This is a genomic window from Streptococcus cristatus (assembly GCF_003943535.1).
Classification (GTDB): domain Bacteria; phylum Bacillota; class Bacilli; order Lactobacillales; family Streptococcaceae; genus Streptococcus; species Streptococcus cristatus_L.
Genome location: NZ_RJPU01000004.1, coordinates 143,810 through 165,158 on the forward strand (window position 1 = coordinate 143,810; position 21,349 = coordinate 165,158).

15 protein-coding genes and 3 pseudogenes are annotated in these 21,349 nt (G+C 43.7%); all 18 read left to right on the plus strand.

Annotated features, from left to right (window positions below):
* The first annotated feature begins 15 nt into the window (after window positions 1-15).
* A complete protein-coding gene (locus D8790_RS07310; RefSeq protein ID WP_015604682.1) occupies window positions 16-672 on the plus strand; it encodes a response regulator transcription factor in 657 nt (218 codons plus the stop codon).
* Window positions 669-2,045 (plus strand): sensor histidine kinase, encoded by a 1,377-nt coding sequence (locus D8790_RS07315; RefSeq protein WP_125388135.1) that lies wholly within the window; start codon window positions 669-671, stop codon window positions 2,043-2,045. Before D8790_RS07310 ends, D8790_RS07315 begins: the two co-directional genes overlap by 4 nt.
* Before the next feature lie 350 nt (window positions 2,046-2,395).
* Window positions 2,396-2,596 (plus strand): F0F1 ATP synthase subunit C, encoded by a 201-nt coding sequence (locus D8790_RS07320; protein WP_005589732.1) that lies wholly within the window; start codon window positions 2,396-2,398, stop codon window positions 2,594-2,596.
* A gap of 33 nt (window positions 2,597-2,629) precedes the next feature.
* Window positions 2,630-3,343 (plus strand): F0F1 ATP synthase subunit A, encoded by a 714-nt coding sequence (gene atpB / locus D8790_RS07325; RefSeq protein ID WP_125388136.1) that lies wholly within the window; start codon window positions 2,630-2,632, stop codon window positions 3,341-3,343.
* 22 nt (window positions 3,344-3,365) lie between these two features.
* Window positions 3,366-3,860, plus strand: a complete 495-nt coding sequence (gene atpF, locus D8790_RS07330) for a F0F1 ATP synthase subunit B (RefSeq protein WP_005589735.1) — start codon at window positions 3,366-3,368, stop codon at window positions 3,858-3,860.
* Window positions 3,860-4,396, plus strand: a complete 537-nt coding sequence (locus tag D8790_RS07335; protein ID WP_125388137.1) for a F0F1 ATP synthase subunit delta — start codon at window positions 3,860-3,862, stop codon at window positions 4,394-4,396. The genes atpF and D8790_RS07335 overlap by 1 nt, the downstream gene beginning before the upstream one ends.
* Window positions 4,397-4,411: 15 nt before the next feature.
* Window positions 4,412-5,917, plus strand: coding sequence for a F0F1 ATP synthase subunit alpha (atpA, locus tag D8790_RS07340; protein ID WP_125388138.1), 1,506 nt, complete (start codon window positions 4,412-4,414; stop codon window positions 5,915-5,917).
* A gap of 15 nt (window positions 5,918-5,932) precedes the next feature.
* The gene (locus D8790_RS07345; RefSeq protein WP_125372930.1) at window positions 5,933-6,811 is read left to right on the plus strand and encodes a F0F1 ATP synthase subunit gamma; all 879 of its coding nucleotides are present in this window, start codon (window positions 5,933-5,935) and stop codon (window positions 6,809-6,811) included.
* 37 nt (window positions 6,812-6,848) lie between these two features.
* Window positions 6,849-8,255: a F0F1 ATP synthase subunit beta gene (atpD, locus tag D8790_RS07350; RefSeq protein ID WP_005589740.1), complete on the plus strand. Its 1,407-nt coding sequence runs from the start codon at window positions 6,849-6,851 to the stop codon at window positions 8,253-8,255.
* A gap of 7 nt (window positions 8,256-8,262) precedes the next feature.
* Window positions 8,263-8,685 (plus strand): F0F1 ATP synthase subunit epsilon, encoded by a 423-nt coding sequence (locus D8790_RS07355; protein ID WP_005589741.1) that lies wholly within the window; start codon window positions 8,263-8,265, stop codon window positions 8,683-8,685.
* 87 nt (window positions 8,686-8,772) lie between these two features.
* Window positions 8,773-9,003, plus strand: a complete 231-nt coding sequence (locus D8790_RS07360; protein WP_125372931.1) for a DUF1146 family protein — start codon at window positions 8,773-8,775, stop codon at window positions 9,001-9,003.
* Window positions 9,004-9,071: 68 nt separating this feature from the next.
* Window positions 9,072-10,352, plus strand: a complete 1,281-nt coding sequence (gene murA, locus D8790_RS07365; protein WP_125388139.1) for a UDP-N-acetylglucosamine 1-carboxyvinyltransferase — start codon at window positions 9,072-9,074, stop codon at window positions 10,350-10,352.
* On the plus strand, window positions 10,345-10,533 hold the full coding sequence (locus D8790_RS07370; protein WP_125388145.1) for a DNA-directed RNA polymerase subunit beta: 189 nt from the start codon (window positions 10,345-10,347) through the stop codon (window positions 10,531-10,533). Before murA ends, D8790_RS07370 begins: the two co-directional genes overlap by 8 nt.
* Before the next feature lie 73 nt (window positions 10,534-10,606).
* Entirely contained in the window at window positions 10,607-11,455 is an 849-nt protein-coding gene (locus D8790_RS07375; RefSeq protein WP_125388140.1) for a DNA/RNA non-specific endonuclease, read from the plus strand.
* Between the two features lie 249 nt (window positions 11,456-11,704).
* A pseudogene (locus D8790_RS10910) lies at window positions 11,705-14,029 on the plus strand (sialidase domain-containing protein); the annotation flags it as partial.
* A gap of 171 nt (window positions 14,030-14,200) precedes the next feature.
* A pseudogene (locus D8790_RS10915) lies at window positions 14,201-19,513 on the plus strand (SpGH101 family endo-alpha-N-acetylgalactosaminidase); the annotation flags it as partial.
* A gap of 93 nt (window positions 19,514-19,606) precedes the next feature.
* A pseudogene (locus D8790_RS11050) lies at window positions 19,607-20,623 on the plus strand (G5 domain-containing protein); the annotation flags it as partial.
* Between the two features lie 444 nt (window positions 20,624-21,067).
* Window positions 21,068-21,235: an LPXTG cell wall anchor domain-containing protein gene (locus D8790_RS11055; RefSeq protein ID WP_376739454.1), complete on the plus strand. Its 168-nt coding sequence runs from the start codon at window positions 21,068-21,070 to the stop codon at window positions 21,233-21,235.
* The last annotated feature ends 114 nt before the right edge of the window (window positions 21,236-21,349 follow it).

Genomic DNA, 21,349 nt, shown 5'->3' on the forward strand with positions numbered 1-21,349 from the left:
GAGAATCAAGCGTATATGCACAAGATTTTAGTAGTGGAAGACGATACTACGATCAATCAAGTCATTTGTGAATTTTTAAAAGAAAGTAACTATGCAGTTACACCAGTCTTTGATGGAGGCGAGGCTTTGCTTCAATTTGAAGCAGAGTCTTTTGACTTAGTTATTTTAGACATGATGTTGCCAACCATGAGTGGACTGGATGTCCTCAAGGAAATTCGCAAGACTTCTCAGATTCCGGTCATGATCCTGACAGCACTAGATGATGAGTACACTCAGCTAGTCAGCTTTAACCATCTCATCAGCGACTATGTGACCAAGCCTTTCTCACCACTGATCTTAGTCAAACGGATTGAGAATATTCTGCGACGAAATACGGTTGCTTCAGAGATTACTGTTGGTGAATTGACCGTCTCTATCGATGATTGTACTGTTTATTGGCAGGAAGAAAAGATGCCACTGACCAAGAAAGAGTACGAAATCTTGCAGGCTCTAGCCAAGAGAAAGGATCACTTAGTGACCCGCGATCAGCTCATGAATACCATTTGGGGCTATAGCGAGCTGGACAGCCGTGTACTGGATAATCACATCAAGAACATTCGTAAGAAGATTCCAGGTATTCCTCTGAAAACCATCACAGGTATGGGCTATCAGCTTGGAGGAGAAGACACGTGAAGATTGTCAAAAAGAACTTCCTCTTAACGACTTTCATCATCTTTGTCGTTGTGACGATCGTTCTATCCACCCTTTATTTCGCCATGCCGGTTTATTACCAGCAGGTCAAGGGGGGAGAAGCCCAGCGTGAGTTTGCTCAGGTAGCCAAGCAGGTCAAGGGAAAGTCTAGCCAAGAAATTAGTGAGCTTTTGAGCAATTATAGCAAAAAAAACAATCAAATCTGGTTCACCTTGCTGGCTAAAGACAATACGATTCTTTATCCAGCGCTCGAAACGAATGGGGACAGCTCTCTCCAGCTGACCATTGTTCCGACCATTGCCAATAGCAATTATGAGAGTAAGACCCTGTCAGAAAGTTTTCGGACGTCGGATGGCAAAGAAGTAGTCCTGCGAGGGGAATACTCCCTACAACCCGTTTCGGATGCCAGTCGGATTTTACTCAATCTCTATCCCTTTGTATTATTCTTGTCGCTGAGTCTGGGTGGGCTTGCCGCCTATCTCTATAGTCGGACCTCCAGTCAGCGGATTAAGGATATCTCTTCTAGCACTCGACAAATGACGAGTCTGCTTCCAGACGTTTCCTGTCAGGTGAAAGGGCATGACGAGATTGCTGATTTGGCTCAGGATATCAATCACTTATATGCTAACCTCTTAACTAGTATGGAAGCCCTGCGCTTGGAAAATGAAAAAGTCGCAGAAAGCGAGCGTGAAAAGGCAGAATTTCTCCGAATGACTTCCCACGAACTCAAGACACCCATTACCAGTATGATGGGAATGATTGACGGGATGATTTATGGAGTTGGTGATTTTAAAGATCGGGACAAATACCTACAGAAGTGCCGCGAAATATTGGAAGAACAATCAGGCTTAGTTCAGTCTATCCTAGCCATTTCAAAACTGGAAATGACCATGGAGACAGAGCGAGAAATCTTCTCTCTCAAAGAGCTGCTTGAAGCAAATATCAGTACCTACAAGGTTCTGGCGGACCTCAAGCACTATCATTTTAATGTCCAACTCTCAGAAGCAAAAGTCCGAGGTAATAAGACTTATTTACTAAAGGCTATTAAAAATCTGATTGACAATGCCTTCCATTATACGGTGGAAGGTGGAGAAATCTTGGTTCGTTTAGAAGATGGGATGTTAATTGTAGAAAATGAAGCTGAGCGAGTGTTGGATGAGTCACAGATTCAGCAGATTTTCCAGCCATTTTATCGACCGGACTACAGTCGCAATCGCAAGGATGGTGGTACAGGACTGGGACTCTTTATCGTGCAGCAAATTTTGGAAAAGCACCATCTCACTTATCGCTTTGAAGCAGTTGAGAATAAGTGGATGCGCTTCACAATTTTTTTACCTCAAAGGGAACAGATATGAGGCTGGGCCAAAAGTCCTAGCCTCTCAATTGTCTTTGGATTGTCGAGCAAGACGCAGTGGTTGAGTGGGCTCTACTAGGCTGATTTCATCAGCTTTTACAGCCCTACTAAACTGTGCGGAGGTGGGACGACGAAATCGAATTCTAACGAATTACCGATTTCTGTCCCACTCTCATTTTTGCTTGGATTTTTATAGCATAAATGTTTGAAAAGCACTTTTATTCAAGTTTTGTTTTAAATTTAAAAGAAAAGTGCGAAAAACGCTTACAATATCACAAAATAATTGACTATTACCTTTATTAGGAGTAAACTAATGGGGTACATTTAAAAAATATAAAAGGAGAATTCATCATGAATTTAACATTTTTAGGACTTTGTATTGCCTGCTTTGGCGTCTCATTAGCTGAAGGTTTGATTATGAGTAATCTGTTTAAAGCAGCTTCACGTCAGCCAGAAATGGTTGATCAATTAAGAAGCTTGCTCATCATGGGTGTCGCTTTTGTTGAAGGTACTTTCTTCGTTACTTTGGTTATGTCTTTCATTATCAAATAGTTTTTTCTATTTTAGAAAAGGGGGTGTCAAACCTTGGAAGAGAGTCTTAATCCGACTATTCAGCTAGGCCCAATATCCTTTGATTTGACCCTGCTTGCTATGTCACTTGTGACCGTTTTGATGGTCTTTGGCTTTATCTACTGGGGCAGTAGAAAAATGTCCATCCGACCAAAAGGAAAGCAAAACTTACTTGAGTACGTCTATGATTTTGTCATTGGCTTTACTAAAGAAAATATTGGGGAACACTACATCAAAGATTATTCTTTGTTTATGTTTTCCTTGTTTCTTTTTATTGCAGTTGCCAATAATATCGGTTTGATGGCTAAAATTCAAACCACCAATGGCTACAATCTCTGGACCTCACCGACGGCAAATTTGGGCTATGACCTAGCCTTGTCCTTTATCATTACATTGATTAGTCATGTGGAAGGAATCCGTCGTCGTGGTTTTAAAGATTACTTAAAAGCTTTTGCAACACCTGGATTTATGACTCCAATGAATATCTTGGAAGAATTTACCAATTTTGCCTCCTTAGCTCTGCGGATTTTCGGAAATATCTTTGCAGGGGAAGTTTTAGCTGGCTTGTTGCTTACCTTGTCACAACAAGCATTTTATTGGTATCCAGCTGCTTTCCTAGGTAGTATGTTATGGACAGCCTTCTCGATATTTATTTCATGTATCCAGGCCTATGTCTTTACCATGCTGTCTTCGATGTATATCGGTAAGAAAATAAACGGTGAAGAATAGTAAGTAGAAAGGAAGAAAAGGAATGCACGTAACTATCGGTGCCATTATTGGTGACTTTATTCTCATCGCTGGTTCCTTCCTTTTATTAATTTTTTTAGTAAAGAAGTTTGCCTGGGGCAATATTACCAGTATCTTAGAAGAACGTTCTAAAAAGATTACGGATGATATTGACGGGGCTGAGTCAGCCCGCAAAAAGGCTGAGGAACTTGCGCAAAAACGTGAGAATGAATTAGCAGGAAGTCGTCAGGAAGCAACGACGATTATCGAACATGCTAAGGAAACAGCTGAAAAAAATAAGGCTGGAATTTTAGCGGATGCAGCTGAAGAAGCTGGACGTTTGAAAGCAAAAGCCAATCAGGAAATTGCTCAAAGCAAGGCAGAAGCCTTGAATAGCATTAAAGACGATGTGGCTGACCTAACAGTAAGTCTTGCAAGTAAGATCTTGAGCCAGCAGCTTGATACAAAAGCACACAGTGAGCTCATTGATCGTTATATTGATAAATTAGGAGATGCTTAATGGACAAAAAGCACTATGCGGTAATTGAAAAATATACCTTGCCTTTTGTTCAATTAGTATTTGAAAAAGGTCAGCAACAAGATGTTTTTGAAAAACTAAGCCAAATTAGGACCGTGTTTGAGGAAACAAATCTTGCTGACTTTTTATCACATATTGGCGTTGATGATGGAGAAAAGGAGAAGGCTCTTCGACTTTTTCAAAACTCAGATTCACAGCTGATTGATAACTTTATCGAAGTCGTTATTCTCAATCATCGAGCAGATTTGTTCTACGATATGTTGGTAGAAATTCAGCATCAGATTGAGAAACAAAGCAATGAATTTGAAGTGACGGTTAAATCTGTTCAAGCCTTGACAGAAAGTCAAAAAGACAGATTGAAACCAATGATTGAGCAAAAAATGGGCCTCAAGGTTCGCTCGCTCAAGCAGGAATTGGATGACAGCCTGATTGGTGGCTTCGTCATTTCAGCCAATAATAAGACAATTGATGCAAGTATAAAACGTCAATTACAACTCGTAAAAGAAAATTTGAAATAGAAAGTGGTGTGAATTTTGGCGATTAACGCACAAGAAATCAGCGCTTTAATTAAGCAACAAATTGAAAATTTCCAGCCAAATTTTGACGTCACAGAAACTGGGGTCGTCACTTATATTGGTGATGGAATCGCTCGTGCCCACGGTCTTGATAATGCCATGAGTGGCGAGCTCTTGATTTTTGAAAATGGTTCTTATGGTATGGCCCAAAACTTGGAGTCAACCGATGTCGGAATCATTATTTTGGGTGATTTTACAGATATTCGTGAGGGCGATACGATTCGCCGCACGGGTAAAATCATGGAAGTTCCTGTCGGAGATGCTTTGATTGGTCGTGTCGTAGATCCGCTTGGTCGTCCTGTTGACGGCTTGGGTGAGCTTGCTACGACTAAAACGCGTCCTGTGGAAGCGCCAGCTCCAGGAGTCATGGAGCGGAAATCCGTTTCTGAGCCTCTACAAACAGGTCTAAAAGCCATTGACGCACTGGTACCAATTGGTCGTGGCCAGCGGGAATTGATTATCGGTGACCGTCAGACTGGTAAGACCAGTATTGCCATCGATGCGATCCTCAACCAAAAAGGGCAAGATATGATCTGTATCTATGTTGCCATTGGTCAGAAGGAATCTACTGTCCGTACACAGGTGGAAACTCTTCGCCAGTACGGAGCCTTGGATTATACTATCGTGGTAACAGCGTCAGCTTCTCAGCCTTCTCCATTGCTTTTCTTGGCTCCTTATGCCGGTGTAGCAATGGCTGAAGAATTTATGTACAATGGCAAGCACGTCCTCATCGTTTATGATGACTTGTCAAAACAAGCGGTAGCTTATCGTGAACTTTCTCTCTTGCTTCGCCGTCCGCCAGGTCGTGAAGCCTTCCCAGGGGATGTTTTCTACCTTCACAGCCGTCTGCTTGAGCGTTCGGCTAAGGTTTCTGATGAGCTGGGTGGTGGTTCAATCACAGCCCTACCATTTATCGAGACACAAGCAGGAGATATCTCAGCCTATATCGCGACCAACGTGATTTCAATCACGGATGGTCAGATTTTCCTTAGCGATAGCCTCTTTAATGCAGGTATCCGCCCAGCTATTGACGCCGGTTCTTCTGTATCTCGGGTAGGTGGATCTGCACAAATCAAGGCCATGAAGAAGGTTGCAGGAACTCTGCGTATTGACCTTGCTTCATATCGTGAGCTGGAAGCCTTTACCAAATTTGGTAGTGACCTCGATGCAGCAACTCAGGCTAAGTTGAACCGTGGGCGCCGTACGGTAGAAGTATTGAAACAGTCAGTTCATGAGCCACTGCCAGTTGAAAAGCAAGTTGTGATCCTCTATGCGTTGACTCACGGCTTCCTTGATGCAGTACCAGTAGATGAGATTCTTCGGTTTGAAGCAGAGATTTTTGCTTACTTTGACGCTCATCATGAAGACATTTATGAAACCATTCGTCAGACAAAAGATTTGCCGAGTGAAGAAGTGCTGGACGCCGCTATTACTGAATTTATCAATCAGTCTAACTTCAAATAAGAATAGAGGTGTCAGATGGCAGTTTCATTAAATGATATCAAAAATAAAATTGCATCCACAAAAAACACCAGTCAAATCACAAACGCGATGCAGATGGTTTCTGCATCTAAGTTGGGAAAATCCGAAGAAGCAGCAAAGAACTTTCAAGTCTATGCTTCTAAGGTTCGGAAACTCTTGACCGACCTTTTGCATGGTCATGAGGCAGAAAATGTTAGCCATCATCCACTGCTCAAGAGCAGACCGGTTCAGAAAACGGCTTATATCGTCATTACATCTGATCGTGGTTTGGTCGGTGGCTACAATGCAACCATCCTCAAATCAATGATGGAATTGATTTCTGAATACCATGAAAAGGATGACTATGTCATTATTTCGATCGGTGGAATGGGAGCTGATTTCTTCCGAGCACGAGGTATTCAGCCGATTTATGAATTGCGCGGCTTAGCCAATCATCCGAGTTTTGATGAAGTTCGGAAAATCATTTCCAAGACTATTGAAATGTATCAGAATGAGCTTTTTGATGAACTTTATGTGTGTTATAACCACCATGTCAACAGTCTGACCAGTCAGATGCGGGTAGAGCAGATGTTGCCAATCGTCGATTTGGATCCTAGTGAAGCAGATGAGAACTATATCCTTAATCTAGAACTAGAATCCAGTCGAAATGCGATTTTGGATCAGCTTTTGCCTCAGTTTGCTGAAAGTATGATTTACGGGGCTATTATTGACGCAAAAACTGCTGAAAATGCTGCTGGTATGACAGCCATGCAGACAGCAACGGATAACGCAAAAAAAGTTATCAATGATTTGACCATTCAGTATAACCGTGCTAGACAAGCAGCTATCACGCAGGAAATTACTGAAATTGTGGCGGGTGCAAGTGCACTGGAATAGTGTCACAGAAAATAAATAGTATAAAGAGGAGAAAAGAATGAGCTCAGGCAAAATTACTCAGGTTATCGGACCAGTTGTAGACGTAGCGTTTGCAGCTGGTGACAAGCTACCTGAGATCAATAATGCACTTGTAGTCTATAAAAATGACGAAAAAAAATCAAAAATCGTCCTTGAAGTAGCTCTTGAGCTTGGTGATGGAGTGGTTCGGACCATCGCTATGGAATCAACGGATGGGTTGACTCGTGGCATGGAAGTGCTAGATACTGGCCGTCCAATTTCTGTACCAGTCGGCAAAGAAACACTTGGTCGCGTCTTTAACGTTTTGGGAGATACCATTGACTTGGATGCTCCTTTTGCGGATGATGCAGAGCGCCAGCCAATCCATAAGAAAGCTCCAACCTTTGATGAGTTATCTACTTCATCAGAAATCTTAGAGACAGGTATCAAGGTTATCGACCTTTTAGCCCCTTATCTTAAAGGTGGTAAAGTGGGACTCTTCGGTGGTGCCGGAGTTGGTAAGACCGTCCTGATTCAGGAATTGATCCACAACATTGCCCAAGAGCATGGTGGTATTTCCGTGTTTACCGGTGTTGGGGAACGTACCCGTGAAGGGAATGATCTTTATTGGGAAATGAAAGAGTCTGGTGTTATCGAGAAAACAGCCATGGTCTTCGGTCAGATGAATGAGCCGCCAGGAGCGCGTATGCGGGTTGCTTTGACTGGTTTGACGATTGCAGAATACTTCCGTGATGTGGAAGGGCAAGATGTCTTGCTTTTCATTGACAACATCTTCCGCTTCACGCAAGCGGGTTCTGAAGTTTCTGCCCTTTTGGGTCGGATGCCGTCAGCCGTTGGTTACCAACCAACACTTGCGACAGAAATGGGACAATTGCAAGAACGTATCACATCGACTAAGAAGGGTTCTGTAACCTCGATCCAGGCCATCTACGTGCCAGCCGATGACTATACTGACCCAGCGCCAGCGACAGCTTTTGCCCACTTGGACTCTACAACCAACTTGGAACGTAAATTGGTTCAATTGGGGATTTATCCAGCCGTGGATCCGCTCGCCTCAAGCTCTCGAGCTCTTTCTCCTGAGATTGTTGGTGAAGAGCACTATGCAGTGGCTGCCGAAGTGAAACGCGTATTGCAACGTTATCATGAATTGCAGGATATCATTGCCATCCTAGGTATGGATGAGTTGTCAGATGAAGAAAAGACTTTGGTTGCGCGTGCGCGCCGGATCCAATTCTTCCTGTCTCAAAACTTCAACGTTGCGGAGCAATTTACTGGTCAGCCGGGATCTTATGTGCCTGTAGCTGAGACAGTTCGTGGCTTTAAAGAAATCCTCGAAGGCAAGTACGATAAGTTACCAGAAGATGCCTTCCGTGGTGTCGGTTCAATTGAGGATGTCATTGCTAAAGCTGAAAAAATGGGATTCTAAGAGGTGAATGATGGCTCAAATGACAGTACAAATCGTTACACCGGATGGTCTGATCTATGACCACCGTGCTGCATTTGTTTCCGTAAAAACGATTGACGGAGAAATGGGGATTTTGCCTCGCCATATCAATACAATTGCTGTTTTGGAAGTGGATCAAGTCAAGGTACGCAGAATCGATGATGATAAGCATATTGACTGGATTGCGGTCAACGGTGGCATTATAGAAATCGCTGATAATGTGATTACCATTATCGCGGACTCAGCTGAGCGTGAGCGTGATATTGATATCAGCCGTGCCGAGCGAGCTAAGCTACGTGCTGAGAAAGAGATCGAAGAAGCCCAAGACAAGCATTTGATTGACCAAGAGCGACGTGCTAAAATCGCTCTCCAGCGTGCCATCAACCGTATTAACGTTGGAACAAGAATGTAGTGAAAAAAGAATGGAATTTCCATTCTTTTTTATTGTCCCATACTCCTTTCCGCTAGAAATAGCTCTTCTTATGGTATAATAAAATCTATGATAGAATTAATGTTTCGATTATGCAGTCATCTGCTCTTTATCTTTATGGCTTTTCATCTTTTGTCTACAGTGGTCTGTTGGGAAAGATTTCTAAAAGTAAATGCCGATAATGCCATCAAAATTCGTTTTTTGATTTTGTTGCTGAGTATTGCCTTGGGCTACATGGCTAGCCTGTTTTTTATTGGTATTTATGACATGAGTCGGGCAATTTTTAATGGAGCATTATAAGGTCAGATTGTTGATTTTATGATATGATAGTAAGGATGAATTTTTAAGATTTGGAGTAACTAGTTAGTATGGAAAAAATTATTATTCAGGGTGGAAATAACCGTCTGGTTGGCAGAGTTAGGATTGAAGGAGCTAAAAATGCGGTGTTGCCGCTGTTGGCGGCAACAGTCTTGGCCAGTGAGGGAAAAACAATACTCAAGAATGTGCCAGTCCTTTCGGATGTTTTTACCATGAACAATGTTGTTCGTGGCTTGAATACGCAGGTAGACTTTAACCAAGATGAAAATACTGTAGTTGTAGATGCGACTAAACCATTGACCGAAGAGGCTCCTTATAAGTATGTCAGCAAGATGCGGGCTTCGATTGTTGTATTGGGTCCCATTCTTGCTCGTAATGGGCATGCAAAAGTATCCATGCCGGGCGGTTGTACGATTGGTAGCCGTCCGATCGACCTCCATTTGAAGGGCTTGGAGGCAATGGGTGCTCAGATTACGCAGACTGCGGGTTATATCGAGGCCAAGGCAGACCGCTTGATGGGAGCCCATATCTACATGGACTTCCCAAGTGTTGGCGCGACACAGAATATTATGATGGCGGCAACTTTGGCTCAAGGTACCACTGTTATTGAAAATGCTGCTCGAGAGCCTGAGATTGTTGATTTGGCTTTATTGTTAAATAAAATGGGCGCTAAAGTCAGAGGGGCAGGAACGGAGAATATAACAATCATCGGTGTTGAAAAACTTCATGGAGCTGAGCACAATGTCGTGCAAGACCGTATCGAAGCTGGAACCTTTATGGTTGCTGCTGCCATGACAGGTGGTGATTTGTTGATTGAGGATGCGATTTGGGAGCATAATCGTCCGCTTCTGTCAAAGATGCAAGAAATGGGTGTAGAAGTGACGGAAGAAGACGAAGGGATCCGTGTTCGCTCGGATGTTTCAAAGTTAAAAGCTGTTTCTGTCAAGACCTTGCCCTATCCAGGATTTCCAACCGATATGCAGGCTCAGTTTACTGCCTTGATGGCGATAGCTCAAGGAGAGTCTGTCATGGTTGAGACGGTCTTTGAAAATCGCTTCCAGCACTTAGAAGAGATGCGACGGATGGGTCTTCACTCCGATATTATGCGGGATACCGCTCGGATTTGGGGTGGTAGCAGCCTGCAAGGAGCAGAAGTGATGTCGACAGATCTTCGAGCTAGTGCGACCTTGATTTTGATGGGCTTGATTGCTGAAGGGGAGACAAAAGTCAGCAAATTAGTCCATTTGGACCGTGGCTATTATAAATTTCACGAAAAGCTGGCAGCTCTTGGTGCTAACATCAAACGCGTAAAGGAAGAAGATGATGAGTGAAAATTGGAAATATTTGGCTAGACAACTAGGCATCATTGCCTTGGTGCTGGTAGTCGCTTTTATCATTTTTTGTCTTGGTCTGGTCATCGGATATGGTGTGATTGGAAATGCAGATAATCCTTGGTCTATCTTATCACCAGATACTTGGAAAGAGCTTATTTCTAAGTTTACTGGTCAGTGATCTGCCGAGAGTGTTCGTTAATTTACCGACTGTGCAGAATCTTTGCACAGTCCTTTTAAATGGATAGGAAAATATGCCAAAAAGAAAGAAATTACAAAAAAAGAGCACTAAATCTACTCAGACTATAGCTGGGCTTCTGGTTGCTCTGACGTTATCACTGGGAGCTTATTTTTTTGGAAATGGCACTCAGTCACCAGCGGTAAATACATCGTCAGTCATTAGTCAAAATAGGGATACCAGCACACCAGATCAAGCGCTGGCTGAGAGTGTTCTCACTGACTCAGTGCGTTCGCAACTCGGTGGAAAAATCGAGTGGAATGGAGCTGGAGCTTTCATTATCGATGGGAATAAAACGAACTTAAATACCAAAGTGTCGAGTGCGCCTTATGCGGATAATAAAACGAAGATGGTTCAGGGGCAGACGGTTCCAACAGTTGCCAATGCCTTGCTTGCCAAATCGACCCGCCAGTATAAATCACGGGAAGAAACGGGAAATGGTTCCACTTCTTGGGTTCCTGCTGGTTGGCACCAAGTCAAACATCTATCAGGTGAATACAACCATGCAGTAGATCGCGGGCATCTCTTGGCTTACTCTCTCATCGGTGGCTTAAAGGGCTTCGATGCTTCCACTAGCAATCCAGCCAATATCGCAGTCCAAACAGCCTGGGCCAATCAGGCCAATAAAGACAACTCGACGGGACAGAATTATTATGAAACTCAGGTTCGTCGTGCCTTGGATCAGAATAAGCGAGTCCGCTATCGTGTCACTTTAATCTATGTTTCGGAAAATAATCTGGTGCCATCAGGCTCGCATTTAGAAGCTAAGTCCAGCGATGGAAGTTTGGAATTCAATGTCTTTGTTCCCAATGTCCAATCAGGAATTGCCCTTGATTATCGCACTGGCAGAGTGAGCATTAGATAAATGTAATTTAAAAAATATTATCCATTTGAAGTTAGCAGCTAGGATTGATTGTAGATTTCAAATGGATTTTTCTATCTTTCTTCTAAGAATAATCTACATTTCTACTGTAAAATAATTTGACACTTCTTAAAATATTTGATATATTAAAAAAGAGTATATTAACATAAAATAAGAAAGGGATAGAAGGGGTTTATAACAGCCTAAAAATTTTAAGGTTTATTGTAAACGCTTACTATTGGTGGTTGTCAAATGGATAGAGATTTATTTGATAAAAGATGTAAGTTTGGGATTCGCAAGCTAACTTTAGGTGTTTGCTCTGTTATAATCGGAGCAATCTTGTTTGGGGTCAATCAAGTATCGGCTGACAGTCTAGCAGATACAACAACTAGCCCAGCAGGAGTAGTTGCGGTATCTCAACCAAGTGTGGCACCTCCTGCTACTGAAGTTACGGGAGAGACAACATCTTCTGAGGTAAATGGGAAAGTAGAAAACGAGGATAAGCCTGCAGCAGCAACTGCTACTGCACCAGTATCTACAGAAAATGTAGCTACACCCGTATCTCCATCAACAGATACAGGTACCACTTTAGAAAAACCTTCTGATGCAACTGCTGAGACAGAAGAAACGGTTGAAAGAGACTATTATTCCCGTTCTTTAAAGAATGTCAAGCCTGTCTTGGAAAAAGAAGATATTACGATTAACAAAACAGATCACGCCAAAGAGGATCTATCCAGCGAGCTAGATAAAGTAAAAAAATTAAAGAATGCAACGGTTCATTTGGAGTTTAAGCCAGATGCAAACTCACCAAAGTTTTATAGTGTATTCTCTGCTTCTAGCTCCTCGCATGTCAACGAATACTTTACTCTTGCGGTCAATAATGGAACAGCAGTTGTCGAAGGTCGTGATCGCAATGGGCAGCAATTCTATGAAAATTATAACAATGCCCCTCTGAAAGTCAATGCTGGTCAGTGGAACTCCATCACCTATACAGTAGAAAGACTAAAACCAGATTCGCCAGAGGGTCGCGTGCGCCTCTATGTCAATGGGGTTCTATCAAGAACCAGCTATCAGTCAGGGAAATTCCTGAGTGACATGCCGGATTTGACCAACATGCAGCTGGGTGCTACAGTGCGTGGTAAGCAAAACCATTGGCCAGGAACGTTTGCCGTTCGAAATCTAACTATTTATGACCGCGCTCTTTCGCCAGAGGAAGTAGCTCAGCGTAGCCAAATTTTAAAACGGAAAGAACTCGAAGGACAGCTAGCTCCTGGTGCCTCCCTGAGTGAAAAGGCAGATGTATTTGAGAGTGGAGCTGGCGGTCAGGCTAATAGTCAAGGAATTAAAAGCTATCGAATCCCAGCCTTGTTAAAGACTCAGAAAGGCACCTTGATTGCAGCTGCGGATCAGCGCCGCTTGCATGCGTCAGACTGGGGGGATATCGGCACAGTTATTCGCCGTAGTACAGATGGCGGCCAGACTTGGGGGCCAGAAAAGACGATTGTCAATTTGCGCAATAATCCCAAAGCAACGGATCCGAATCAAGGTTCCCCTGTAACCATTGATGTGGCTATGGTTCAGGATAAAGACGGAACCATTCATGCCATCTATGATATGTTTACAGAAGGGCGGGCTGTTTTTGACCTGCCTGCTAAAAACGAAGAAGCCTATACAACGGTTGATGGTAAGATTTATCAGATTCTTTATCACGAAAATGGTCAAAAATATACAATTCGTGAAAATGGAACAGTCTATGATGCAAACGGTGCAGCGACAACCTATCGTGTAGTGGTCAATCCACAGGAAAAAGACTATCGAGATAAAGGTGACCTTTATGACGGAGATCGCCTGATTGATAATATTTATTTCACGACTAAGAAAGATTCGCCTTTCCGTGTCGCTCGGACTAGCTATCTATGGACATCAGTGAGTAAGGATGATGGACTGACTTGGTCTGCTCCGCGTGATATTACTCCTATGGTCAAGGAAAACTGGATGAAGTTCTACGGGGTCGGCCCTGGTACAGGCATTCGTCTTCATACAGGCCCGCACAAAGGACGTTTAGTTATTCCGACTTATTCGACTAACGAATCTTCCCATTTACATGGTTCTCAGTCTTCTCGGGTTATCTATTCAGATGATAATGGACAAACTTGGCATTCTGGAGCAGCAGTTAATGATGGTCGCAGAGTGAATAATACAGAGATTCAATCCAGCACCATGAATCATCCTTCGGCTCAAAACACTGAAGCAACCATCGTGCAGTTAGCAAACGGCCAGCTAAAAATGTTCATGCGTGGATTGACGCGAGACCTGCAAGTTGCAACCAGTGAAGATGGAGGTGCTACTTGGCTTCCTGAAGTGAAACGCTACAAAGATGTGCCTGATGTCTATGTACAAATGTCAGCGATTAGCACAGTCAAAGATGGACAAGAATATGTGATTTTGGCGAATGCAAGCGGGCCTGGCAGAAATAATGGTCATGTTCGAGTTGCCAGAGTGGATCAGGCTGGCAATCTGACTTGGATTGCTCATCGGGAAATCAATAAAGGAAAATTTGCCTACAACTCTCTGCAACAAATCAATGATCAAGAGTTTGGCTTGCTCTATGAAGGAGCGGAAGGGAATAAAAATGACTATACTCTCTCCTTCAAGAAGTTTAACTGGGATTTCTTACTGAAAAACAGTGTTTATCCTACAGAGGCTAAGGTAGTCAGCGCGAAATACACAGAAGAAGGACTCGTTGCCCTGCGTTTTGATCACGAAGTGATTGTCAATGAAGCGCCAGTATTTGAGCTAGAAAACGGCAAGGAAGCTACCTTTGTTACTCAGGCAGACAGTAAGACACTCCTGTTTTACGCAGATGATGATTCGGCTGGTCAGAAGATTACTAAGATAAAATCAGGCAACATCGAAAGTATTCATAATTTGGCTGTTTCTGTAATCGGAACGAGACTTCCAGCCGCAGGTTCGGCTCCAGAAGCAGTCACACCTTATATTGCACCAACACCAACAGTTCCAGATCCTGATTTAGTTGCAAGATTTGCAGCTAAGAAGACAGCTGAGTGGACTCCTGTCGGAACAACAGAGCAGCATGGAACAGTCACTACGGTTGAGAAGAACGGTGTACGTTATAACCAACTCTCCTCAAAATCTACTCATGATAACAACCAAAACCCAGCTCTCTTCCAGAAAGAAGGCTTGCAGGTAGATCAAGAAGGAAATGCTAGCGTCAACTTAACTTTTGTAGAAAATTCTGAAACAAACCACGGCCGCTTTGGTGTCTTTATGAAATATAAAGATACATCAAACAATGTCTTTGTCGGTTATGACAAAGAAGGCTGGTTCTGGGAATATAAAACGCCAGGCAATGGCAATAGTGCTTGGTATCGTCAGACTCGTGTACCAGCACCGAAAAAAGGTTCAAGCAATAACTTGGTGGTAACTCTGAAAGCAGATGGTCAGCTCAATGCGACCAATAATGGCGAGCAACTCTTTAATACAGTGACCTTACCAGCTGCAGTCAAGGAAAATCTCAAGAATGAGCGCAAGATTTTGGTCAAGGCCGGTACTTATCAGGGCACTGAACTGACTTCTGTTTTGATAAAGACAGATAACCAAGAAGGCATGACCCCAACTCAGCCGACAGGAGAAAAGGAAACAGGTCCTGTTGTAGATGACTCTAAAGTCACTTATGATAAGATTCACTCAGCAACGATGGAAGTTCTGATTGATAAGGCGTTCCCGCGTGTCAAGAGCTACACAGTCAACAAGCACACACTGACAGGTCAAGTCAAACAGCTGGATCAAGTCACTATTAACTCTCATGCTATCAAGCCGAAAGTGACTTACCGCAAGGTTGATGAGCAGACAGCTGAGTATGATTTGGTCTTGAAGGATCCAGAGCATTTGATTGATGCAGAAATGACCGTTCGCTTGAAAGTAGTGGACAACCAGTTGCACTTTGATGTGACAAGAATCGTCAACCACAATCAAGTCGAGGCTGGTAAGCCAGTCGATGATGTTAGAAAATTAATTTCTTCTATCAACTTTGCAGATAATGCTTTAGTATCTGTATCTAGCGAGCAGGCAGGTGCCAAGTTTGATGGAGCGACCATGTCCAACAATACCCATGTCAGCGGAGATGACCATATCAATGTGACCAATCCGATGTCGGATTTGCGCAAGGGCTACATGTACGGATTTGTCTCAACAGACAAGCTGGCGGCTGGTGTATGGAGTAACTCTCAAAACAGCTTTGGCGGTGGATCAAACGATTTTACACGCTTGACTGCTTACAAGCAAACAGTGGGTAACGCTAACTATGTCGCAATCAAGAGCTCACCATGGCAATGGCAAAAAGAGCATAAAGGAATCGTTTACCCAGATTATACTTTGGAATTGCCAAGTGCTAAGGTGGTCGTGACCGAAGACGCCAACAAGGATAATCAAGTAGACTGGCAGGATGCTGCTGTAGCTTATCGTCAAATCATGAACAACCCGCAAGGCTGGGAAAAGGTTAAAGACATTACCGCTTATCGGATTGCCATGAACTTTGGCTCTCAAGCACAAAATCCATTCCTGATGACTCTGGATGGTATTAAGAAAATCAATCTTCATACCGATGGACTTGGCCAAGGTGTCCTCTTGAAGGGATATGGAAATGAAGGGCATGACTCAGGTCACTTGAACTATGCAGATATTGGTAAACGAATCGGTGGAGTTGAAGATTTCAAAACTCTGATCGCCAAGGCTAAGGAATATGGTGCTCACATAGGTATCCACGTCAACGCATCAGAAACCTATCCAGAATCCAAATATTTCAAAGAGGAAATCCTACGCAAGAATCCTGACGGTAGCTATAGCTATGGCTGGAACTGGCTGGACCAAGGTATCAATATTGATGCTGCCTATGACCTCGCTCATGGTCGACTCAAACGCTGGCAAGATTTGAAAGAAAAACTTGGCGAAGGATTAGACTTTATCTATGTTGATGTCTGGGGTAATGGTCAGTCAGGTGATAATGGTGCTTGGGCAACTCATGTCTTGGCAAAAGAAATCAACCAACAAGGCTGGCGCTTTGCGATTGAGTGGGGCCATGGTGGTGAGTACGACTCTACCTTCCAGCATTGGGCAGCTGACTTGACCTATGGTGGCTATACCAACAAGGGGATTAACAGTAGCATTGTCCGCTTTATCCGCAACCACCAAAAAGATTCTTGGATTGGTGACTACCCGTCCTATGGCGGCGCAGCCAACTATCCGCTGCTTGGTGGTTACAGCATGAAGGATTTTGAGGGCTGGCAAGGACGGAGTGACTACAATGGCTACGTGACCAACCTCTTTGCTCATGATGTCATGACCAAGTATTTCCAACACTTCACTGTCACAACATGGAAGAATGGTAATCCGGTTACCATGAATGATAATGGCGGTAGCTACAAGTGGACACCAGAAATGGAAATCGGTCTAACAGACAAGGACAACAATCAAGTTACTATTCGCCGTAAATCAAACGATGTGGCAAATCCAGGCTACCGTGAGAGAACAGTTACACTTAATGGTCGCGTGATTCAAGACGGCTCAGCTTATCTAGTACCATGGAATTGGGATGCCAACGGTAATAAGCTGGAAAAAGCTCAAGAAAAGATGTATTATTACAATACAAAAGCAGGCCAGACAACTTGGACCCTGCCGAGTGATTGGAATGATAAGGTTTACCTCTATAAGCTGACCGACCAAGGTAAGGTTGAAGAGCAAGAGCTGACAGTGACGAATAATCAGCTGACGCTGGATCTTTTGGCAAATCAGCCATACGTTCTCTATCGTACAAGACAGGTCAACAAGGAAATGTCTTGGAGCGAAGGAATGCATATCTATGACCAAGGCTTCAACAGTGGCAAGCTGGATCATTGGACAATTACAGGCGACAAGTCTAAGGCTGAGATTGTCAAGTCACAGGGTGCCAATGATATGCTCCGTATTCAAAACAATACAAGCACTGTGACTCTGACTCAGAAATTAACGGGTCTCAAGCCAAATACTAAGTATGCTGCTTATGTCGGAGTGGATAATAGAAGTGATGCTAAGGCAAGTATCACAGTCCAATCAGGTGGTAAGACAATCACCAACTATACTAATAAATCTATTGCTCAAAACTATGTTAAGGCATATGCTCACAATACAAATCGTAGCAATGCGACAGTGGACAACACCAGCTATTTCCAAAATATGTATGTTTACTTCACGACAGGTGATGACGTGTCCAATGTGACTCTGACCCTGAGCCGTGAAGCAGGTGAAAAAGCAACTTACTTTGATGAAATTCGAGTCTTTGAGAATAATTCTACAATGTATGCCGGCGGTCATGATAACCAAAAAGGTGTCTTCAAACAGAACTTTGAAAATGTCGGTCAAGGGATCTTCCCATTTGTTATCGGTGGTATCGAAGGTGTTGAGGACAATCGGACTCACTTATCAGAAAAGAACGCACCATATACACAACGTGGCTGGAATGGTAAGAAGATTGATGATGTTATCGAGGGCGACTGGTCACTCAAGACCAATGGTTTAGTTAGCCGTCAACGCATGGTTTACCAAACTATTCCGCAAAACTTCCGCTTTGAAGCAGGTAAGACTTACCGAGTAACCTTTGACTACGAAGCGGGCTCTGATGGCACTTACGCCTTTGTCAGCGGCAATGGTGAAGTAACTTGGAAGCAAGCAGGTAACCAATGGACTAGTGATTTGGGCAATGCACAAGTGCATGAGCTACCAAACACTTGGAAAGGCCCTCAAAAAGCCAAAAGAGCGACCTTCCTCGTTACGGGAGCGCCAGATGGCAATACTTGGATTGGTATCTATTCTACTGCTAGAGGTGGGAATACAAATGGTGATGCAGGCGGAGATGCAAACTTCCGTGGCTACAATGACTTTGTAATGGATCGTCTACAAATTGAAGAAGTCGAGCTGACAGGTAAGATGCTGATTGACGAAGCAGTGAACAACTACCTGCCACTAGTTGCCAGAACGAATTACACTACTGAGTCTATGAATGCGTTGAAAGATGCGGTTTATAATTTGACTCAGCAGGATGATGACATCTCAGTTGATGTTGCTAGACAGGCAATCGCTGCAGTGGATCACCTCAAGGCTGCCTTGGTAGAGAAGAAGACTTCCCTCAAAGCAGCAGACTTTGAATCTCTGGAAGCACCTGCACAGCCAGGAGAAGAGTTAGCTAAAGCCTTTGATGGTAACCGCTCTAGCCTGTGGCATACACCGTGGTCTGGTGGTGGTGCTAATAAACCGGCTACTATGGTCTTGAGAGAACCAACTGATTTGACAGGTTTGACTTATGTACCACGTTCTTCAGGATCAAATGGTAATCTCAAAAATGTAACTCTGGTGGTAACGGATGAAGCAGGTCAAGAACACCGTTTCTCAGCCAATAATTGGCCAAATAATGCAGCAACTAAAACTATTGACTTTGGTCGGGTTATCAAGGCTAAGAAGATTGTCTTGACAGGTACTCAGACTTATGGCGATAGCGAAAATGAATACCAATCAGCGGCGGAACTAGTCTTTAATCTACCAACAACAAGCGAGGCTGCTCTGGACACAAGTGCTTATGATAAGGCTCTTGCGCGTGCTAAGATGTTGACAAGTCAGGCTAATCGTGAAGCAGTAGAAGAGTTCTTGCAGGTGGCTGCTTACGTGACAAATAACCACTTGTTAACTCCGACTCGCTTGGCAGAATTTACAACTTATCTCAATAGTTTAGAAGATACACCAGCTACACCGCCAGTTCACAAGACGACTCCAGACGAAGGAGTTAAGATTCCAGTTGTCGAACAGCCACGCTTGGATGTGGTAACTGAAGCTCTACCGTTCAACACCGTTGAGCGCGAAAATCCACAATTGCCTAAGGGCACACGAAAAGTTGTCCAAGAAGGCAAGAACGGCGAAAAGACTACGCTTGTGGAAGTGACGATTGAGAATGGCCAAGAAACTGGTCGTGTGACTCGCGATAGCTTTGTTTCCAAAGCCCCAGTCGACAAGATTGTGGAAATTGGCAAGCCAGTTGAGCAAATCACTCCAGCTGAAGGCGTTAAGAATCTGGTTGTCGAGCAACCACGACTTGATATCGTGACAGAAGTTCTACCGTTTAATACCGTCGAACGTGAAAACCCACAATTGCCGAAGGGCACCCGAAAAGTTGTCCAAGAAGGCAAGAACGGCGAAAAGACTACGCTTGTGGAAGTGACGATTGAGAATGGCCAAGAAACTGGTCGTGTGACTCGCGATAGCTTCGTTTCCAAAGACGCAGTTGATAAGATTGTGGAAGTTGGCAAGCCAGCTGAGCAAGTGACACCAGATCAAGGTCTTAAGAATCTGGTTGTCGAGCAGCCACGCCTATATATTGTGACAGAGACTCTGCCGTTTAATACTGTTGAACATGAAAGTGCTCAATTACCTAAAGGTACCCGAAAAGTTGTCCAAGAAGGCAAAGCTGGCGAAAAGACCGTGCTTGTTGAAGTGACGATTGAGAATGGCAAGGAAAGCGGTCGTGTGACTCGCGATAGCTTTGTTTCCAAATCCCCAGTCGACAAGATTGTGGAAGTTGGCAAACCAGTTGAGCAAGTTACACCAGATCAAGGCGTTAAGAAACTGGTTGTCGAGCAGCCACGCTTGGATGTGGTGACTGAAGAGGTTGGCTTTAATACCGTCGAACGTGAAAATGCTCAATTGCCTAAGGGCACCCGAAAAGTTGTCCAAGAAGGCAAGGCTGGCGAAAAGACCGTGCTTGTTGAAGTGACGATTGAGAATGGCAAGGAAAGCGGTCGTGTGACTCGCGATAGCTTTGTTTCCAAATCCCCAGTCGACAAGATTGTGGAAGTTGGTAAACCAGTCGAGCAAATCACTCCAGCTGAAGGTGTTAAGAATCTTGTTGTCGAGCAGCCACGCTTGGATATTGTGACAGAGACTCTACCGTTTAATACTGTCGAACGTGAAAACCCACAATTGCCGAAGGGCACCCGAAAAGTTGTCCAAGAAGGCAAGGATGGTGAGAAGACCACACTTGTAGAAGTGACCATCGAAAATGGTCAAGAAACCGGTCGTGTGACTCGCGATAGCTTTGTTTCTAAAGATCCAGTAGATCAAATCGTGGAAGTTGGAAGCAAGGAAGAGAAACCAAACAAACCAACTACACCAGAGAAGCCTGTAGAGCCATCTAAACCATCTAAGCCAGAAAATAACTTGCGTATCTTGACGGATGAAGCTACCAAGGTTCAAGTGATTGGCATGAAGTCTACGCTTGATCAAGTTGTAGCCTTGAAGGTCAAGAAAGTAGCAGCTCAAAGCCTAGAAGGTAAGCTCTACGATGCTTATGACATTAGACTAGAAGACCAATTTGGCAAAGCTGTTCAGCCTAAGGGCAAGGTCTTTGTCAGCCTTCCAGTTGCATCTAATAAAGATGTTGAAAATGTCTTCTTTATGACAGCGGCTAATCAGCTTGATGCGGTATCCTTCCAGCAAAAAGGTCATTATATCGAGTACATGACAGATCAGCTAGGTGTTTATGCGGTTGTTTACAAGTCAACTGCAACCCCGCAGATGCAGGAACAAGTGCACGGAGCTAAAGGAGCTAGTCCGAGTCAAGGTCCAGCCACTAAGTCAGCAACCTTACCAAGTACAGGCACAGCAACAGATTCAGCCTTCCTTCTCGGCCTTCTGTTAGCATTGACAGGATTATTCCTGATGAAGAAGAAGGAAAATATGTAAAAAAACATTTCCGACACAAAGTTTGGTACATAGCCATTAGTCTATGTACCAGCGATTTAAGGGCGGAACATGGCTTGAGAAAAGATATAGTGTAAGTTATGTTCCGTCTGTTTT